This window comes from Leptospira jelokensis (assembly GCF_004769635.1).
GTDB lineage: Bacteria > Spirochaetota > Leptospiria > Leptospirales > Leptospiraceae > Leptospira_A > Leptospira_A jelokensis.
Genome location: NZ_RQGH01000035.1, coordinates 1 through 20,068, shown reverse-complemented (window position 1 = coordinate 20,068; position 20,068 = coordinate 1). Strand labels below are relative to the sequence as shown.

The 20,068-nt window shown below is 35.5% G+C and carries 11 protein-coding genes; all 11 read left to right on the top strand.

Annotated features, from left to right (window positions below):
* Positions 1 to 120 precede the first annotated feature (120 nt).
* The 11 genes from EHQ62_RS16900 (at position 121) to EHQ62_RS16850 (ending at position 19,769) form a co-directional block, all read left to right on the top strand.
* A complete protein-coding gene (locus EHQ62_RS16900; RefSeq protein WP_135645008.1) occupies positions 121 to 672 on the top strand; it encodes a helix-turn-helix domain-containing protein in 552 nt (183 codons plus the stop codon).
* A gap of 922 nt (positions 673 to 1,594) precedes the next feature.
* On the top strand, positions 1,595 to 8,320 hold the full coding sequence (locus tag EHQ62_RS16895) for an RHS repeat-associated core domain-containing protein (protein ID WP_135645005.1): 6,726 nt from the start codon (positions 1,595 to 1,597) through the stop codon (positions 8,318 to 8,320).
* Positions 8,317 to 8,733, top strand: coding sequence for a hypothetical protein (locus tag EHQ62_RS16890; protein WP_135645003.1), 417 nt, complete (start codon positions 8,317 to 8,319; stop codon positions 8,731 to 8,733). Before EHQ62_RS16895 ends, EHQ62_RS16890 begins: the two co-directional genes overlap by 4 nt.
* Before the next feature lie 398 nt (positions 8,734 to 9,131).
* Positions 9,132 to 10,013 (top strand): LA_3334 family protein, encoded by an 882-nt coding sequence (locus EHQ62_RS16885; RefSeq protein WP_135645001.1) that lies wholly within the window; start codon positions 9,132 to 9,134, stop codon positions 10,011 to 10,013.
* Entirely contained in the window at positions 10,010 to 11,413 is a 1,404-nt protein-coding gene (locus EHQ62_RS16880; protein ID WP_167482893.1) for a Kelch repeat-containing protein, read from the top strand. Before EHQ62_RS16885 ends, EHQ62_RS16880 begins: the two co-directional genes overlap by 4 nt.
* The gene (locus EHQ62_RS16875; RefSeq protein ID WP_135644997.1) at positions 11,410 to 12,018 is read left to right on the top strand and encodes a hypothetical protein; all 609 of its coding nucleotides are present in this window, start codon (positions 11,410 to 11,412) and stop codon (positions 12,016 to 12,018) included. The genes EHQ62_RS16880 and EHQ62_RS16875 overlap by 4 nt, the downstream gene beginning before the upstream one ends.
* An 859-nt stretch (positions 12,019 to 12,877) precedes the next feature.
* The gene (locus EHQ62_RS16870; RefSeq protein ID WP_135644995.1) at positions 12,878 to 13,615 is read left to right on the top strand and encodes a hypothetical protein; all 738 of its coding nucleotides are present in this window, start codon (positions 12,878 to 12,880) and stop codon (positions 13,613 to 13,615) included.
* A gap of 59 nt (positions 13,616 to 13,674) precedes the next feature.
* Positions 13,675 to 14,439 carry a hypothetical protein gene (locus EHQ62_RS16865; protein WP_135644993.1) on the top strand — a complete coding sequence of 255 codons (765 nt, stop codon included), beginning with the start codon at positions 13,675 to 13,677 and terminating at the stop codon, positions 14,437 to 14,439.
* A 61-nt stretch (positions 14,440 to 14,500) separates the two neighbouring features.
* Positions 14,501 to 14,965 carry a hypothetical protein gene (locus EHQ62_RS16860; protein WP_135644991.1) on the top strand — a complete coding sequence of 155 codons (465 nt, stop codon included), beginning with the start codon at positions 14,501 to 14,503 and terminating at the stop codon, positions 14,963 to 14,965.
* Positions 14,966 to 15,269: 304 nt separating this feature from the next.
* A complete protein-coding gene (locus EHQ62_RS16855) occupies positions 15,270 to 18,437 on the top strand; it encodes a type ISP restriction/modification enzyme (protein WP_135644990.1) in 3,168 nt (1,055 codons plus the stop codon).
* 135 nt (positions 18,438 to 18,572) lie between these two features.
* The gene (locus tag EHQ62_RS16850) at positions 18,573 to 19,769 is read left to right on the top strand and encodes an integrase core domain-containing protein (RefSeq protein ID WP_135644988.1); all 1,197 of its coding nucleotides are present in this window, start codon (positions 18,573 to 18,575) and stop codon (positions 19,767 to 19,769) included.
* The last annotated feature ends 299 nt before the right edge of the window (positions 19,770 to 20,068 follow it).

Sequence of the window (20,068 nt, the reverse complement as noted above, 5' to 3'; positions counted from 1 at the left end):
AGCGATTCTCAATCTTACTACCGGAGTAGGGGAGGGAACCTTTTGCTTCATTGGCCTAAAAAATAGCGAACTAGCTTCTGGCCGAAGGCATGTCCTTTTCGCAAAATAGGATTCCTGAAAATGAAACATTCAAATCGAACTGGCATTTGGATCCCGAGAGAGATCGAATGCCTTCACCAATTAACAGTCTCAGAGAAATATTTACTCTCTGAAATTCGATCTTTAACGCTCGCTAGGGGATGTTTTGCATCAAATGCATACTTTGCGACCCTTCTAAACAAAAAACCCGATACGATTTCCAAGATGATTACAAAACTGAAGAGATTGAACCTCATCTCTCAGAAATCATTCGATGGAAGAAAGAGAGAATTATCTTACTGCCTAGGATTGAAATCAGAAGCGAGAGCCTCAGTAAATCCAACCGACCTTCCACAAAAATCCTATGCTGACTCGCATTCCAGTGGTGCCGCCTTTGTACCAAGTACATCAAAAGTACAAAAAACTCATAAGAAGGGATCCAAGGATCTTTGGAATGAATTTTTGAATTGGGCTGCAAAACTACCGCCAAGCACTCGCGAACGGTTGCAGGGAATTTCTGGTCCAGAGTTCTTGAATGGGAAGGACAAAATCTTTTGGAATTCTTTCTCACTTCGGTCGCCAATTTTGAGCTAGAGTAGGGGAGCTTCAGGAGATAAATCTGACAAGATTCGAAAACGCTATAGATTGCTTCAGAATCGTTTTTTTCGGCCCGACCTACCTTAGACTTAACCTAGGAGTTCGACGTGGCTAGAAATTAAATCTGATCGAAATTATGACGATTCGAGAATGTCTTCTTAGATTGTTTTTCCTCTTATCGCTTACGCAAGCGGCAAAAAGAGCCGGAGGCGATTTCTCTATTTAATTATTGAGATATAATATAGAGATATATATGCATTCGCTATCTAGAACGCGAATGTACAGTCGCTATCTTAGACGCGAATACGTATTCGCTACCAGGGATGCGAATGGAGGCATAGTCGCAATTAGAACCAATAGCGAATGATAAAAGTCACAAGGATCAAGCTATACATTGATTCTGCAATTCAAGTCCAGAGATTAGTATGGAATATAATCATTTTTTGAAAGAGGAACATCCGGAGAGAGATTGCACATCCTATTCGCTACTCATTTTCTCGTTTTCTTGAATAAACTGGATCCATGGAGGAGATTCGAAGAATGACCATTCGCAAGGGAAGATTTAACTGAGTAAAATACGTCAAGAAAGCCTCTGATTGGAGTGTAGAAACTAATTCATTCTATATATCATAATCGAAAGATATTAATATTATGGAAAGATAATAGAAAGGAATATGCTATCGCAAATTGGAGAAATAACAGGGAAAATTATTCGAAAAATAATTTTGAACTTGGTTCAAGAAAAAAAAATGAAAAATAACGTTGGGAACGTTCTAAAATCGTCTAAAAAACGTTTTTAACGTTCAAAATGAAAGTCCCTCAATTCTAAAAAATTTGACAATTAGCTTTTCCCCAGACTAACCTGCTCTCGTTAGTACTCCGTAAGCTAAAGAAAAGATGCTATTAAAGGAATTCTTTTATGTTGGATTTTTCAAAAACAAGATTTGTAATATTTTTATTTTTTGCTTTTTATACCTTTTCAAGTTTTACGCTCTTAGATTTTTGGATTGATAAACCACCACAAAAACTCCCCACTGTCACCGTTGATCAATATGGTAATGCAGTTGCAGTTTTTAAAATAGAAATTCCTACTGCATTGAAGGAGATTGCTCCAAATCTTCAGTTAACTTATAACTCTGAACTCCCTAGTGGTTTACTTGGCAGGGGATGGGAAATAAATATTCAGCATAGTATCGAGAGAGATGTTCGCGGATCCTATGATCACGGATTAGGTTCGTACACTTCAACTATGGGAGGGGAATTGGTTCCTACTTCTGAAGACGGAGTTTTTAGGACCAAACCAGAATCTCTGTTTGTTTTTAAAAGTATAAATGCCACTACATGGCAAGCAAAAGATAAGAATGGATTAATTTATACGTTTGGAGGGGGATCCCAATTAAATAGAGATTCCTCAATTTACAATTCTGAAATAATTCAAAAGTGGCGTCTATCAAGCGTAAAAGATAAGTTTGGAGTCGGTTACGATATTGAATATGGAACTCCTCTTGATATAAATGGGAAACTCCCGATAAAAATAAATTATCAGAATCGGGAAATTGCCTTTGAGTATATCAATAATAATGACAATGCCTTAAAATTTTCAAATTTCATCCGTTCCCAAGAAAACGCAATTTTAAGCGGGATAAGTATTAAGGTAGGTAACTCGATAGTTCGAAAGTATAAGTTTGATTTCAATACAAACAGCGTAGGAGAGAAATTACTTTCGAAAATTTCCAGAGAAGAAACGAATAATTTTGGAGAAGGAAAATTTGAAGACATCGAATTGACTTATGGTTCAAAAACGCCTTCAGCATATGGCTCCAAAGTAGAAAAGAGAATTCCAAATTTATTTGCAATGTCTCGAGTTCCTCTTCAGGACAAGTTTGAGTGTAATCTAGGAACTTTGAATTGCCTTACCTACACGACTATGGTTTGCAATATTCCAAACCCAGCTGCGCAACTAAGTTGTCAAGCCACCAAAGCAAGTTACGGCGCCCTATGTCAGCAGTTTCAAAATACATGGTTTATTCCCTGTATGACTGGAACAAAAAGTCCAAATAATTTACTCACCTTTGGAGATACAGATGGTGATGGTAATCTTGAGGGAATAAGATTAGTTGGAAGTGATGATGACAATACACTCAGAATAGTATCCATTAAGAATCCAACAACTTCAATGGATGAAATTACAATATCTCCAAATTTTTCCGGGATTAATTATAATAGTTTCTCAACTATGTCATGGGGAGATGTTGATGGGGATGGTAACCTTGATTTAGCATTCTCAAATGGACAAAACGTTCACGTTTCATTTTCTCGAAATGGTAATTTTACAGATCCTATTTCCATGCCAAGTGTTCCGTTGGTTACCCCCCCAATTGATTTTCTTTTCAGTCCTCCTGACTTAAGCTGGAAAGGAGGTTTGGTTGATATTGATGGCGACGGCCGTTCGGATTATGTTAAAAAAATAAATGATACTACAATTTCTGTTAGTTTATCACAAGGTAGTTTTTTTGGATCAGAGAAGCATATTGAAATAGGCCCAATATTCTATGATGAGAGCATGGGGCAATTTATGGATTTTGATTCCGATGGAAAGCCTGAATTTGTGCATATCCTGAATGGAGAGGTAATAGTTCGGAAAATATTTCTTAATTCAAATTCCTCAATTGAATATAAGTTAGGTGGTATTTATACTGGGAATGGGAATAGGAAGGAAGAGGGGCTAAATAGGTGGTTCGCTGATATTAATAGTGATGGAAGACCAGACTATTGTGTGCTTATGCCTAATGGCTTGTTCTACACATATATAAATCAGGGCCGTGGTTTCGCAGAAGGTGTCAACCAAGGTTATTTACCAGGAATGGCATACCAAACTGAGGTAGTAGGCGATGAAATTATTAAAACGAAAACTTTTGCTGACGTAAATCAAGATGGGAAAACAGATATCCTTGCCTTCGATGGATCAACCGTTTATGTCAGCTACGGTAATGGAGTTAGTTTTGTAGGCGGTGGAGCCTTAACCAATGCCGATTCATTTTTCGGTGCAATGGATTTAAATCAAGATGGGCGCGTGGAGCTTATTCATTTGAGAGCCGATAAGAATGCTTTTTTATTAAATGTACCCCACTTAAATTTTTACCAAAATATTCAAGATTATGTAGATGGAACTAGAAAGAGTCAAAACTTCTTCGCGAAGCATCAAAGAGGATTTGATGCGTTTGTTTCAAAGTATTTTCCATCTAAGCCCAAAATGTCAGCTGGTTTTTTATTGAGCATATTAAGCTTACTAGCTTTGTATGACACTCCTGAAGGTGGAAATTTAGCGATAACTCCAGCCGTTCCAAATAATAGTCATAGCAATCTAGTTCGAATAAGTGATGGAATGTGGTTTGATACAGAAATTACTTACAAGAAAACTAACGAATTCCCGAATGCGATTGAGTTTAATTCTGGATCCTACCCTAATGTCGCTGTCCCAATCTCAAAACATCAAGTATATGAAATAACTTCTAGAAGTTCTTCTAATAAAATTACTGAAAGGTATGACTATAACAACTTCCGAATACACTTGGGAGACTTGTTTTCTCGGGCATATTACGGATTCGAAAAAGTTTCTGAGACTAACTTATTGCACAATACAAAGAAGGAAACATTATATTTCCAAACTCAACCAAATATGGCTGGGTTAGAAAAGTCGATTTCTAACTTTTATTCGGATGGCTCTCCCTCAAGCACTGTTACTTTTACATATCAAGTTAAACAACCTTTTGCTTCGGATTTGATTGTGAGGAATTCACAAATTTCCAATTCGTATATTGATTCTAATCTTTATAAAAAAGAAGAAATGCAAATTGTTTTTGATAACTATGGTAATGCTCTCTCCAATAAGTCTTACTTTAATGGAGTATTGTTAAAGACGGAAGACTCAAATTTTGACAACAGCATAAGTTTTGAGAATTATTACATAGGAAGACCGAATAGGATAAAACAATTCATTAAATCTGAATTGATCTCGGATGAAGAATTTCTCTATACCAATCAAGGCTTAGTAGCAGAAGTTATTTCCTTTCCAGGTTCTTCTGATCAAAGTAAAATTCAAATGGCTTATGATGACTTAGGAAGAGTGCAAACTAAGAATATCCCAGGGATGGGGGAGGTATTTACAGAATACGATTCGCTTTCAGGAATTAATGTTATTGGGGAAACAAATAGTTTAGGTCACAAAACTGTAAAAAGATATGATGCCTCAACTGATGCACTAGTCGAAGAAATTTCGGCAAACGGAGCAAGCCTAAAAAAAGATTACGATCCATTCCTGAATGAAAAGAGTGAAATTCTACCAGGAGATACAGAACCGAATGAGAAGCAATCTTTCAAATTCGACAAGGATATTCAGAAACTTAGGATAACCAAACAGAACAGGAATTCAGAAGGTGGATACTCTGTTGTTACGGACATTCTGAATAATGAAGGGAAATTGGAAAGTAGGGTCACTCAATTAAATGATTTTGCTTCATTAACGGAAAGAAGAGATTATGATGCTTTCGGACGCCTTACAAAAAAGTATTCACCCGTAGTCGAAGGCTTGATGGATGAAGAGTGGGAAGAGTATGATTATGATAGCTATGATAGAATCGTCGGCGCTCGAAATTCAAAGGGCGAGAGAATGTCGATGAGTTACTCTCCAAACCAATTGACTATAACATCTACAATCTTCGGAGCAAATGGAGAGATTATTCAGACAGTCGAAGTTGAAAAAAATTCAATAGGTCAAGAAATAAGACGAACAGTTAATGGCCTAACTCATTTAACTAGCTTCACTGAAAGAGGGGATGTTGCTATGATTACTGATCCCTCTGGGAATCAATTTAGATCAGAATATGATAACAGGGGCAGGAAAATTCGACAATCAGATTCCTCTTCTGGAGTAACTCACATGAGTTATGATTCTTTGGGAAGATTGTCCAGAGTAATAAAAGCAGATGGATCGCAAACTGATTTTACGTATGACAGTTTATCAAGAATTAAAACACAAAACTCGATAGAGAAGAATATCACCTTTAGTTATGACGTAGGTGGTGCAACATCGGATACCTTCCCAGTTGGAAGATTAACACAGGTAAATGATGGAGCCCTGGTAATTAATATTGATTATGATCAAAGAGGAAACATTATCAGACAAAAGAAGTCTTTAGATGGTTTACATCTATTTGTAGAATCTGCATACGATACTAACAATAATCCCATTTACACTAGATATCCAGAGGGAACTACTCTACGCTATTCATATGGCTCTGGAGGGCATTTAAATAAGATAACGCTTGATTCAGCGGATGGAAATTCAACTAATCAATTGCTAGTAAAATATGAAGGACCATTCACAGACGGGGATAATCTATTCATTCGAAAAACTGCAGGCAATGGTGTTGAGTCTCAGATCGAAATTGATAAGAAACATAAACGTTTAGTTGGGCTTCGCACGAAATTAGCGAATGGCTATTTTGAACAGAATCTCAAGTATGAATACGATTATTCAGGAAATATCAGTAAAATTCAAGATTTGAATAGAGATGATAGAACTCAAACTTATGAGTATGACAGCCATAATCGATTGGTCAAAGCTGCAGGAAAATATGGTGAAGAGGTCTACGAATACTCCTATGACGGAAACCTCTTGAGAAGAGGGGAGGTTAGGTTCAAATATGAAAATTCCAATAGACCTCATTTGGTGACGGAAGCTAGTTCTCCTCAGATTGGAACTTTCCATTATCATTATGATGAAAATGGAAATATGATTAATCGGAATGGGGATGTCCATACTTATAATACAAATAATCAGTTAACCCAGATTCGAACTTCTGGTGGAACGAACATCCGATACCTTTACGATCATAGCGGAAGTCGCATTAAGAAAGATATTGGAAGTGGGAAGCATGTAAGTTATACATTATACGGAGATTCTTTTGACGTAACAAGGGAGGAAGGTTTACCTGAGTCGGTAACAATTTATGTAAAAGGATTAAAGGGTGAACCACTATCCCAAATAGCAATTCCTGATGTAAAGTTTCTTCGAGATGAAAATTTTACTTCACTTGCCGGTTGGGACAAACTTATTGCTGATAATTTTTCTGTATTTGATTGTTCGAAGACAAGACTAGAATGTTCCCAATATAGGAAAAATAGAATTGATTCTATGTTCTTTGATCCGATCCGAAAAAAGCTAACTAAAAAAAACATAAAATTTGGATCCTATTCATTTCAATTTGCTTTCTTAGGCTTCTTGTTTACTTTTGTGCGACGACAAAAATCCAAATACTCAAATATAATTCCCACATTTATCCGATATGCAAATGCACTCTTGCTATTTTCATTTTTGTTTAGTGTAGGCAACTGCGGTTTCTTAGGTGTCGGTAGTAATGGATCAGAACAACCTTTGTTAATTTTTCCAACTCAAGTGGCCGAATCAGCTCCTTCTGTGAACGATACTGGAAATGATTATTTTCCAGGGAGTGGCACAACGGCCTCTCCCATATCTTCAGGTTCGATTAGTGGCGTAGCTTTTCAACATGCAGACCATTTAGGTTCAGTCAGTTTTTTGTCTGATTCACAAGGAAATCCTCTTTCCGGAGGAGACTGGACAGGAAGGTCTCGAATTGCATACAGACCGTATGGTCTTATTCATAGAACGGATAGCGGTGGTCCCGACATCAGTAAAGTTAAATATGCTGGTCAACTCGAAGACAAAGAATCTGGTTTATACTACATGAAAGCACGTTATTATGATCCTTTTGTTGGGAGATTTTTAACTGGGGATCCAAAAATTTATCCAAAGCAAGTCAATGGATTGAATAGATACATGTACACAAACGGAAATCCTATTAAGTATAATGATCCGACTGGTTTTGGCAAACAAACACCATACTTAGGGGCCGTCGTAGTATATATGTTAAGTGCAGGAATGAGTGAAAGAGAACCTTTGCTTTTAACCTCCTCGGCTTTTGCTGAGTTTAGAGGAAATGAAAGAGGCAAACAATCATGGTTAGAAAAAACAAGTGGTAAAAATGCTTCTCATTTGGGCAAGCCTCACATTTCAAAGTTGATGAAATACCTGACTGCCGCCTACCTTCTGACAGAAAACTCGAGTACGAGTGAGAAAGTTAAAATTTTTGCCTTAGCATTCACAATGGGTAAAAAAGCTGGTCGAACGTGGAATGAGATAGAAGGCTTTAAGGATGAGACAAACAGAATTAGCAATTCATGGAAGATGGCATTTGCTGCTTATATATTAACACGAGACATGCCCAATAAAGAATTATTCATTATCTCAGCATATCTTGTAGGCAAGAATCAAGATAATCGAAGAAAAATAGAAAATCAGAATAAGACCGATAACTTTTTAAGGCTACTTGATCAATCTGGTAGATACTCATTGTTTGGGAGCGTAGATTTCCCTTTAGGTTTGTCTTTTACCGATCAAGGAATTGCTAGTATTCTTGAATTCTTTAATCCTTTATGGTCCGACGCTTATTTATATATATTGGCACAGGCTGGTGCTGCACTATTGATTGGTGCTGTTATAGTTGCACCAATGTATTTGTTGAGTTATTATTTAGATAATGAACATTGGGGGTTCACACCATGAAATTAGTTTTATTTTATTCTATTATCTTCATTTCGTTATGTGGTTGTCGAAAGACAATCCCAATTATTGAGCTAGAGCGCAAGAAGGTGAAAGTTGAACATAAAACGAGAATTCCATTCAAAATTCAGTTCAGATTAGAAGAAAAGCTAGATGAAAATTCAAAAGATTTTCTACAAATTGTGGGCAGGAAACTGCTAAACTCGGTAAGGGAAGATATTCATGGTTTAATTTTTCCTGCTGAAGGAATTTTTGAATATGATGAAATAGAAGAACTAACTATTTATAAAAATGAAGCATTTAAAAATGAAACACAAATTTCAGTTGTTCCGACGCCTGGATTAATTTATGTGCAAACAAATTCAGATCAGTTTATTATAACAGGTTACTTGATAAAATATGATAAAAATAAATAAAATCCTTTTTGCCCCGGTTTTAATTTTAATGATATCTTGTAATTCATTTGAGACTAGCAGTGAATCGAGAGACAGTAAAAAATATAACTACTCACTAGAAGAAAAAGTTACATTCGACAAAGAGAGAAATAAGTTCATTAAACATCCAGATTTCTACGGAAAAATTTTTTATTTTGGAGACTTTTATATACGGAAAGTTAATGAACCAAGTAGAATCGAAAGTAAAAATAAATGCATCGAATTTGATTTTAAGGATGCTCCGCTTGATAAAGAATACAAATTTATTTACTCTATATATAGAAAAGGAAATTATTTATGCATAATTTATTCAGAATAAGAAACAATAATCTAATTAGTGAAATTTTTTATTCATTTAAATTTGATGACACTCGATCAATATGAAAGCAATTTTTCGGAGTATTTTTTATGTTTATTTGAACTTTTTGATGATAGTTTCTATTTTTCCATCTGAAATTGAACTATCTTCTGGAGACAAATTTCTCGGGAGATTCATTTCTGAAGATGAGAGGTCTATTCTATTCAAATTCCAAGATAAGGATTATCGAATTCCGAAATCCGAGATTGTAAAATTTGATAGAAGTAAAACTGGCGGTGACTTTAGTATTGGATTATCCAGGGTTACTCTGAAAGATAAAAGTCAAATCATCGGATATCTAGTTGAAGAAGGGCAAGAAAATGTCATTTTGCAAAGTCAGCTTGGCTTCGTGAATGTAGAAAAGTCGAAGATATCTGAATCTGAATTAAATCGAGAAAAGAACTTTGCTCTACCAAAAAAGTTTCTTGTGAGCACTCAAGAATCATTGAATACCTTCATCGGTTTAGGTTATGGTATTTACAGATCGCCGAATTTAAATATTACATTAAATCAAATATTTTTAAATCTCGAACCTGCTTATTTAGCTTTGAATGGAAATGGAAGAATAGGTTTTCAGTTAGATGGCATATGGGGATCAAACTCCGATTACAAGCTCAATATATTCAATGGTCTCGTTTATTACTATAATCATTATCAATTTTATGAAAATCCTAAATTGGATTTTTATGGAAAGTTTGGGGTCGGTGGAAATTACGTAAATACCATATCCGATGATGGAAATAGATCTGGTCTGAATCCATTGGCTATGATTGAACTCGGATGGCAAGGCTACAAAATCAATGATTTTCAGCTTAGATTGGGTATAAACACTTTCTGTTCCTTTGAAACAAAATCTACATTATGTTTCTCTGGCCCAGCAATTCAAGGAATGCTAAAATTTTGAAGATATTTATATTAACCTTATTTGTTTCGATTCTCTCTATTAACTGTTACAATTCACCGCTCTCTAGCACAGAAAAATTAGAAAATTTAAAAATTGAAGGCTTTGGAACATCTTACATTGGTGAGACCTCAGCTGATATATTCGTATTATGCTCTTCTAAGACAAATGGCTTAATGGCTTTCTCAGAGTTACCATTAAATGGTCTTGCTGCATTATTGGGATCCGACAATGTGAGAGCAAGTATTCGAGAGGGAAAAGAACATTTGTTTATGGTCAATGGCTTAAAGCCCAATACTCGATACTACTATCAAGTCTACTGCAAAGAACTTGGAGAAATCACTAGTGGAAATCAATCTTTCGTTACGAGAACAAACGACTTTCTCGATCGAATAAATGGAAGGAGAGCAATATGGGTAGTAGGTGGAATCGGAACGACCTTTGAGCCAATTGCTGCTATCGATGTCTTTGATCCTGTAGGAAATGTTTGGTATGAAAACGTGGCCCAAATACCAACGCCTCGAGCATTTTCACAAACAGTTTATCATAAAGGATCTATTTTCATAATTGGGGGAGCAAGAAAAGTTGGATCCTCTTGGGTTCAGTCGCGAGTAGTAGAGAGATTTGATACTCAGAGGAATGAATGGCAAAGAATGGCTGATATGCCAACAGACCTTCAAGGTGGAATAGGGGTGTCAAATGGAGAAGAGATCTTTTTAATTTCTGGTTCTACTACGATGGATATGACCACAGGAACTATTTTGAATACAGTGTATCGATTTAATCCAAACGTTGGAAGCAATGGTCAATGGGTTCAATATACTTCTAATAATGCTATTTTCCCACGTTTAGATATGGGTGGATGTATGATGAACGGTTCATTATTCTTCTCCGGAGGCCGTTTATATTCTGATGGGAATGCATTTGCAACTACAGATGTATACTTACCAGCTGCGAACACTACAACGACTCTCGTTGAGGCGTCAAATAATCAAGCTAGGCACGGTGTAGCATCAGTATGTTATAATCCGAAAAGTTCGGATCCTTTCCCAAATGACTCCCAATCATTTTTACTAGCAGGTGGAAGCACGTCCTCAAATTTTAATCAACCTGTAACTGCGATTACTCCGTCTTCCGCGTACGACTATTATAGAACTGGAATCAGTAGCAATGTTTTTCAGTCTGGACCTGCTTTGCCGGCAGCAATTTACTACCCAAGTTTGGAAATCTCATATGAAAATCGAAGGGCATACCTCATGGGAGGTGCGAATAGCATTAATATCCCTACAGATACCATATATTCTATAGATTTAGCCAACCCCATTGCAGGTCCATGGAGAACAGAATCCATAAAAATGCCAAGACCACGTTTTGCTCATAAGGCTATTATAATCAACAGATGAAAAAATTAATTTATCTAACAATTACAATCTTCTCTATATTACCTATCATTGCGGAGAGTAAAGATGATCCGTTGGAATTCGCAAAAAAATTATACAAGGAAAATAAGTTTGCAGAAGCGGAAATCGAAATAAACAAACATTCGGCAATTAAGTTTTCTAATCCTGAATATGATTTATTACAATCAAAAATATGGATTGAACTTGGAAATCAAAATTATAACCAACGAAAATTCAGTACTGCTTATAAATATTTCTCTAAAGCCTTCGAATTTTGGAGTGCTGATCCGTTAGTTCAACAAAGATATTATGAGTTGAAGAATAAAGAATTGATTGATGAGGAAAATAAAGCCGATGGGAAAAGAAGTAAAAAAACTCCTAATCTTACTGAATGCGTAGCTCAGAGGATTGAGATACAGGATCCGATTCCTGAATTTGAACAGATTGTTTTTAAAATAAACGAGACTGAATCGAAACTGACAGAACAATTAAATGCGAATAAAGAGAAATTAAATTACCTTATTATTGGGAATATTGTCTTTATGAATTTGTTTGTTATAACTCTTGCGATCTCAATATTTTTCTATCTAAAACTCAAGAGGACGTGAATTAGTTGCCCAGCCAAAATTAATCAGAATTTTACCCGAGAAATGCTGAACTTACTTAGAATATTTTTATTTTTCCTTTTCATCAATTGCTTTAGTGCAAGAGCCAAATGCGAAGAACAGAATAAAAGAAACGGGATTAGCAGTTTGGAGTCTTCTCTTCTTATTCTAATTACCTCCGATAATTCCGAAGACAAAGGTTCCGCTAGGTGGGAAAGTCTGCGGGCATTTAACGTGAATCATTGAGTTTTATCCTATGTAAGGGATCAAGATTGCAAAGGAAATTCTGGTATATTACCCTAATTATTTAGAAAGATCTCTCGCATTGTGAATAAAAGTATTTATTGAATTAAATCAATAAATATATACGATGATCAAATTTAAGGTAGATTATGCGATGAAAACATTACTGGTAATTTTTACCTTACTCTCCTTTGATTGCCAGGATACTTCAAAAACAAAAAGTCCGAAAGAAGACCTAAGGCTTTGTTACCTATTGGCGTATGATATTCAGAATAATCCGAGGGAGGGGGACCTTTCAACTTTTCATGGCCTTCCACGCCATTGGAATTAGTCACTATGTTTGAATGTAGGTTTAACTTGCGATACAAATAAAGCAGATTCATTTTATTGCATTCGTCTCAATTTTTTTACCAAGATCTACCTAAAAAATTAGCATTTTCCAACATAATTACATAAAACTCGAATACAGAAAATTCCCGTTAGCTGGAAATTCACTTGCGCCAAATCCCTAAAAATGGAACCACTGTTTTGTTTTGGGCATGGGACTCAAGGGGCGAAGCTGTGCCCAGGGGTAGGGGGTGAAACCATTCGGAATTCAGAATGAAGAAGGGAAAATTAAGTGAACGAGGAAATTATATCAAATGTGGAATATTTTATAAATTACTTTGAAGTTCAATTCAATGAGGCAGATTCCTTGAAGGCGGATCTTAAAGATTTTAAAAAGATTCTATATTTTACAATAATTGATGCGCTCTCAAAATCAATTTTCCCTTCCGAAGGCAATCGAGAAAGAATCATAAAATTCCTGGAAAATATAGTAAGCTGGGAAGAGGGCCAATTGTTTAGTCTTCCTCATTTGTATGAATATTTTAAATATCTACTAGAGCCTCAGTTTTCAGAAATCAAAGATTTCATAAACAAGAAATATAATCACATGAAACATGGTTGGGTATACACTGTTCCAGAGATTGACATTTCGATCTCCGAATTAAAAAAATTCGATCGCCCTCCAATTGTTGTATTATTCGATAAGAAGTATAATGGGTCACTTTTCCAATTCCAACATTTAAACTTATTTTATAAATATCGAAATTCTTTAATTCACGAAATGAAACCACTGGGAATTGATAATAAAAGAGTTTTGCGGCAGGATATCCCGCATTATTTATCTTGGATAGATAATCCGAGTGATAAAAACTCATCAGGTGAATATTGGCATTTATCATATCCAGAAACTTTTCTGAGAAATATATGTTTAAAAGCAATTAATCAAACAAAAGAATACTTAGTAAAAAATGGAATAGATCCTTTTTCTGAGACAAATAAAGGATATTTCTGGATAGAAAAATTAAATTGATTAACTGTTTTCCAAGTACTGAATAATATCCAGAACGTGGAAAAACGCACGAAATTAAAATGGAAATAAAAGAAATTCGAAATATTCTAAAAAAATTTGAGACCAATATAAAGTTTTTAATTGGGAGCTCAAATGATGATGGATTTGAAGCGCTGGAATCGATTATTAACTTTATGAGAGCTGAAAGTGTATTTTCAAAAGTTATCGAAAAATTAGAGCAGCATCAATATAGCGAAAAAGAATTATACAAAGGTAGAGATTTTAGCAGATATAAATTACCATCAAACTCGAACGAGCGGAGCTCTTTTATTTGGGCTTTAATAAATGATTGGGTAAAAACCAAGAAACATTTGGATTACTTTAATTTGGGATACCTATATGGTGGAAATACTAAAAATGTCAACGCACATGTAAAAATGTTTCATGAGTCTATCCTCCTTCCATTCTTTGAAGAAATCTTTAATGATTTGGAAACTGCTTATTTAGAAAACAGTGAACTCAGTAAAGGAATATTGATTCAAAATAACTCTGGAAGTATCGCCTTACAATCTAATTCAAACAATTCAACGATTAATATATCAAGTGATGTTCATTCAACGGTAGCAGAGATAATCAAAGAAATAGAAAAAACAAATTACCATGATAAGGAACAGTTGGTTTCCCTGCTGATTTTATTTATGGAAAATACTAATGATAGACTAAAGGATAAGGGGTTTCTAAAGTTATTGATGGAGAAGTGGAATCCATATCTTTCCTTAATCGAAACTTCACAACATGTGGTTTCGTTTGGCAAATTTATTGCACCATATTTGACGAATTTGTAATACCAAGTCGTCGGTCGAGAATACTAGAATAAAAATTAATTATTATTAGAAGGAAAATGAAATGAAATACTGGAGAATGCAACTTCATCCTAACGACAGTGCATATGCTACTGACTATACTGTTAAATGTTTGTCTAAGAATTACGTTGGACTAGATTTTGACGATGATAAGTCTGATCTGACAACTTATGACGATTCCGAATTAGAAACATTTCCAAATAACATTCGCGCCTTTGCGAAAGCTATTTCCAAGGATGATATTATAATTATTTTCCATCACAATATACCTTTTGCCTTGGTTACAGAAATAGAAGAATACAACTATATCAAGAAAGTCATTCCAGAAATGGAAATTTGGTTTCGTCATTTTCGCCGATTCAATAAGATTTCTTATTTCAATGATGTCTACAAACAAGGGAAAAATGAGCATTATATGCTCGCGATGACAAATACCATCTCCGAGGCCTCTGAAGATACGAAGACAGTCGATTTGATTAAAGATTGGATCAGTAAAATTAATTTTTAAATTTTGCAAAAATTTGCACTCTTGGGCCCAAATCCTCGATTCTCAACCTCCCTACCTTATATGGAAAAAGATAAATCCGACCTAGACGAATACGCTATTCCGTTGAGAGAGACCATCCGGGCCTCCTGGGAGCTTGCATGTCACAGATGCAAGTTTTTCGATGAGAACTCCGAGATCACAGGAATCTGCTAGCGTCATTATTCAGAAGTGGGAAAGTATGAATTCTGTACCTGCTGGGATGCTAATATTTAATGAACAGAAATTTCCCAAATTTTAAGATTTACTTAGGTTATAAAATTTTTACATGCATATAGAGAAATATTTACAAAACATCAGCAAGCATTTTAAATCTGGGAAGGCAACGGAACATACTTATCGAGGAGATCTTCAAACACTTATAGAGGATTTGGTTCCTGATGTGCTAGTTACGAATGAACCTAAGAAAATCGCATGTGGTGCTCCAGATTATATAATTTCTAAACGTGATATCCCTATTGGTTACATTGAAGCAAAAGATATTGGTGACAATGACTTAGAAGGGATGAAGAAAACAGGTAACAAAGAGCAGTTCGACCGCTACAGATCAAGTCTTGGTAATTTAATTTTCACAGACTACTTAGATTTTCATCTTTATGTTGATGGTGAGAATAAAATTAGAGTAAAGATTGCTGATATCAGGAATGGGAAAATTGTTTCAAAACCTGAGTCATTCGATCAACTTATAAATTTAATTCAAGAATTCTGTCACTACAAGGGACAGACGATTACTTCTTCGCAGATGTTAGCAAAGTTTATGGCTAAAAAAGCAAGAATGCTCGATGGTATTATTGAATCAGCACTCCAGCTTGACATAAAGAATCGCGAAAAGTCTTCTTTGTGGGACCAGATGGAGGCATTTAAAAAAGTACTTATTCACGACATTGAACCTAAAGCTTTTGCAGATATATACGCGCAAACTATTGCATATGGTATGTTTGCGGCAAGGTTCCATGATAAGACATTAGAAACATTCTCCAGGCAAGAAGCAGCGGAACTCATACCTAAATCAAATCCATTCTTAAGAAGTTTGTTTGGATATATTGCCGGACCCGAGATTGATGATAGAATCAAATGGGTAGTAGATTCTTTAGCTGAGATATTTAGATCGGCTGATGTTGCTTCTCTGCTCAAGGATTTTGGAAGGTCTACTCAAACTCAAGATCCGATAATCCATTTCTATGAAACTTTTTTAGCTGAATATGATCCTGCCTTGCGAAAGGCAAAGGGTGTTTATTATACACCAAGACCGGTAGTAAATTTCATCACCAGATCAATAGACGAAATACTGAAATCGGAGTTTGAGATTTCTGATGGGATTGCTGATCATTCTATGATCGACGTACAGATTAAAGAACCAGGTGAAAAAAAAGCAGTAAAGAAAAAGTTACATAAAGTACAATTTCTTGATCCTGCTACGGGAACGGGAACGTTTCTCGCGGAATTGATTAGTTTGGTAAAACATAAGTTTGATGGTCAAGAAGGCATTTGGAGTAATTACGTGGAAAACCATTTAATCCCAAGAATGCATGGGTTTGAAATCCTTATGGCCTCATATGCAATGGCTCATTTAAAAATAGAAATGCTACTACACCAAACTGGCTTCAAACCATCAAAAAATCAAAGGTTGAAAGTCTTTCTTACAAATTCATTGGAAGAATATCATGAAGATGATGGCACTTTATTTGCTCTTGCAAGGTGGTTGTCTGAAGAAGCAAGGCATGCGAATGACGTAAAGCGAGATGCTCCAGTGATGATTGTATTTGGAAACCCACCTTATAGTGGAGAAAGCTCAAACAAAGGCGAATGGATAATGAGTCTAATGGAGGACTACAAGAAAGAACCTGGAGGTGTAGAAAAACTAAAAGAACGAAATCCAAAATGGATTAATGATGACTATGTTAAATTTATACGTTACGGACAGCATTTTATAGAAAAGAACGAGTTTGGAATACTTGCATTCATAAATCCGCATGGTTTCCTAGATAACCCGACTTTTAGAGGGATGCGCTGGAACTTGCTTAAAACTTATGACAAAATATATACAATCGACTTGCATGGGAATAGCAAAAAAAAAGAAAAATCACCTGATGGAAGTCTTGATGAGAATGTATTCGATATTCAACAAGGGGTTTCTATTAATTTTTTCATCAAAACTGGTAAGAAAAAACCTAAAGAATTGGCGAAAGTGTTTCACTTTGATCTATTCGGGAAAAGAGATGAAAAATATAATTTTTTATCGATAAACACATTAAATAAAATTCAATTTCTAGAAATAGAAAAAAATAAACCAAATTATTTTTTCGTTCCGAAAGAGTATTCTGCACAACTAGAATATGACAAGGGATTTTCAATTCATGAAATTTTTAGTATAAACTCTGCTGGTATTGTTACTGCCAGGGATGAATTTACAATTCATTTTACAATTCAAGATTTAAAACAAACAATCGAAGAATTTATCGAATTAGATGATGATGCAGGAAGATCAAAATTTAATTTAGGCAAAGACGTTAGAGACTGGTCAGTATCGGGAGCAAAGAACGATTTAAAAAATTCTGGTTTAGACTTCTCGAACATTGTAAAGATTACTTATCGTCCTTTTGAATATAGGTATACTTATTATTCTGGAATCACAAAAGGCTTTCATTGCATGCCTAGAGCTGAGGTAATGAAACATTTGTTTAAAAAAGATAATATTAGTCTGATTTGCCCAAAGCAAGTGCCAGAGAAAGAGCAAGCTGGCGCGTTTGTATCTAAATTTATAGCTGGCCATAAAACCTTTAGTGCATACAATATAAATTATGTGTTCCCACTTTATATTTATCCAGACTTCAAAAATCCAGAACTGATCGGAGCGGGAAAACGAAAACCAAATTTAAATATGGACATCGTTCTTGAAATCGCTAATAACTTAGGGTTAACATTTTCAGACGAAAAAGAATCAACAAAAGATTCATTCGCACCTATGGACTTATTTGACTATATCTATGCAATATTGCATTCACAAGTATACAGAAAAACTTACAAAGAATATTTCAAATCAGATTTTCCTCGAATTCCTTATCCAAGTGATAAAAAAGTTTTTTGGGAATTGGTGAATCTCGGAGGGGAACTCAGGGAGCTACATTTACTGGAAAGCCTCAAGCTTGAAAAATTTGTTACAAAGTATCCTAAAGCAGGTAGCAATCTAATAGATGATTTAACATATTCGGAAGGATATGTTTATATTAATTCTGAACAATTTTTTACTGGAATTTCAGATTTTATATGGAACTTCTCAATTGGTGGATATCAGCCTGCACAAAAATGGTTAAATGATCGAAAAGGGATGGAGCTTACATTTGAAGATATCTCTTATTACCAGAAAATAATTGTCGCTCTTTTTGAAACTGACAGAATTATGAAAAAAATTGATAACATCGAATTCTTAGTATAATGTGTTACCGATGTGCCTTTCTATTCAAAGGGTCCGTACTTGCTTCTTCGCTTACAAATTGATCTCAATACATCCTTTACAAACTAGATTTTAATTCTTCGATTCAGAACACGATGTACACACCAGGAGTGTGTCATGGCTTGGAAGGAGACAAACGTGTTTGAAGAAAGAATGAAATTTGTTGTAGCGTGGAAACGTGGAGGTTGGTCTCTCACAGACCTTTGCCATGAATTTAATATTAGTCGAGTCACTGGCTATAAATACTTAGAACAGTATGAGCTTTATGGTCTTGATGGTTTAAAAGATAAAAGTCGAAAACCCAAACGCCACCCACACCAAACCCGAAAGAAAATCATTGAACTGACCTTACAAGAAAGGAAAGAACATCCGAGATGGGGAGCAAGGAAACTCTTGGCTTCTTTATCTGCGAGGATTCATATGATTAAGAACTGGCCTCATCCAAGTACTGTTGGTCGTATCTTAAAACAAAATGATTTAATCAAACCTCCCAAACGAAGGATCCGGAGAGAAAGCATCGAACAACCGTTTTCTCATGCGCTTGGTCCGAATGATATTTGGTGTGCGGATTTTAAGGGTCATTTCACTGTTGGGAATGGAGAAAGATGCACTCCGCTTACGGTAACGGATGCTTATAGTCGATTTTTACTCTGTTGTGAGATTGTGGCAAAGGCGGATACCGCCAATGTAATCAATGAATTTACGAAGTTATTCACGGAGTACGGAATGCCTCTTGCGATTCGAACGGACAATGGACCACCGTTTGCATCCAATGCACTTGCTGGGCTAAGTAAACTGTCAGTTTGGTGGATCAAACTTGGGATCAAATTAGAGCGAATTGAACCGGGCAAACCCCAACAGAATGGTAGGCATGAAAGGATGCATAAAACGTTAAAAGAAGAAACAGCTTTGCCACCAAGGTCGAGTTTAGAAGCCCAACAGAAAGCATTTCGGGAGTTTCAAAAGGAGTTCAACTATCTAAGACCCCATGAAGGAATCCAAAATTCATTTCCAGCGCAGCATTATCAGAAGTCCAAACGAAAGTTTCCGAAACGGATCGTTAAAGCTTCTTATCCAACAAACATAATGATTGGTGAAGTGAATGATCTAGGGAATCTACATTTTGAAGGGCATCGGATTTTTTTATCTTCCGCACTTGCATTAGAGGAAGTCGGACTGGAAGAGATCTCTGATAGACATGTGAAGATTCATTTTTATGGAGTCAGTCTTGGAGTAATAGACCTATATACAGGAAAATTGTTGCAATTTAAAAACCCAATGCCATCCTCTTTAACGTCTGAATCAGGATTTTGATCATACTTTTTGTAAAGTATGTATTAAGACAAAACTGTAAAGGATGTACGAGTACACTCAACGAATAGCGAATGTTATGCGACATAATAACTATTCTGGGAAGTTGCTCACTGCATCACAATAGATGGTAAAAAAAGTAAAACGGAAGTATCGTCTTACGTTCTTTTTTTAGGAATTTAACGGAACACGTAAATTTATTGTTAAGCGCTATAGCAGATTTTTGCCATAGTCAAATATTTATAACTTTTAAAACAAAGAAATAATAAGTAAATGAAATTGAAAAGGAACCAAAATGAACC

Excerpts from the sequence above, each read along its gene's own strand:
- EHQ62_RS16895 (WP_135645005.1), top strand. The coding sequence starts at position 1,595 with ATGTTGGATTTTTCAAAAACAAGATTTGTAATATTTTTATTTTTTGCT.
- EHQ62_RS16900 (WP_135645008.1), top strand. The coding sequence starts at position 121 with ATGAAACATTCAAATCGAACTGGCATTTGGATCCCGAGAGAGATCGAA.
- EHQ62_RS16885 (WP_135645001.1), top strand. The coding sequence starts at position 9,132 with ATGAAAGCAATTTTTCGGAGTATTTTTTATGTTTATTTGAACTTTTTG.
- EHQ62_RS16875 (WP_135644997.1), top strand. The coding sequence starts at position 11,410 with ATGAAAAAATTAATTTATCTAACAATTACAATCTTCTCTATATTACCT.
- EHQ62_RS16850 (WP_135644988.1), top strand. The coding sequence starts at position 18,573 with ATGGCTTGGAAGGAGACAAACGTGTTTGAAGAAAGAATGAAATTTGTT.
- EHQ62_RS16860 (WP_135644991.1), top strand. The coding sequence starts at position 14,501 with ATGAAATACTGGAGAATGCAACTTCATCCTAACGACAGTGCATATGCT.
- EHQ62_RS16855 (WP_135644990.1), top strand. The coding sequence starts at position 15,270 with ATGCATATAGAGAAATATTTACAAAACATCAGCAAGCATTTTAAATCT.
- EHQ62_RS16865 (WP_135644993.1), top strand. The coding sequence starts at position 13,675 with ATGGAAATAAAAGAAATTCGAAATATTCTAAAAAAATTTGAGACCAAT.
- EHQ62_RS16890 (WP_135645003.1), top strand. The coding sequence starts at position 8,317 with ATGAAATTAGTTTTATTTTATTCTATTATCTTCATTTCGTTATGTGGT.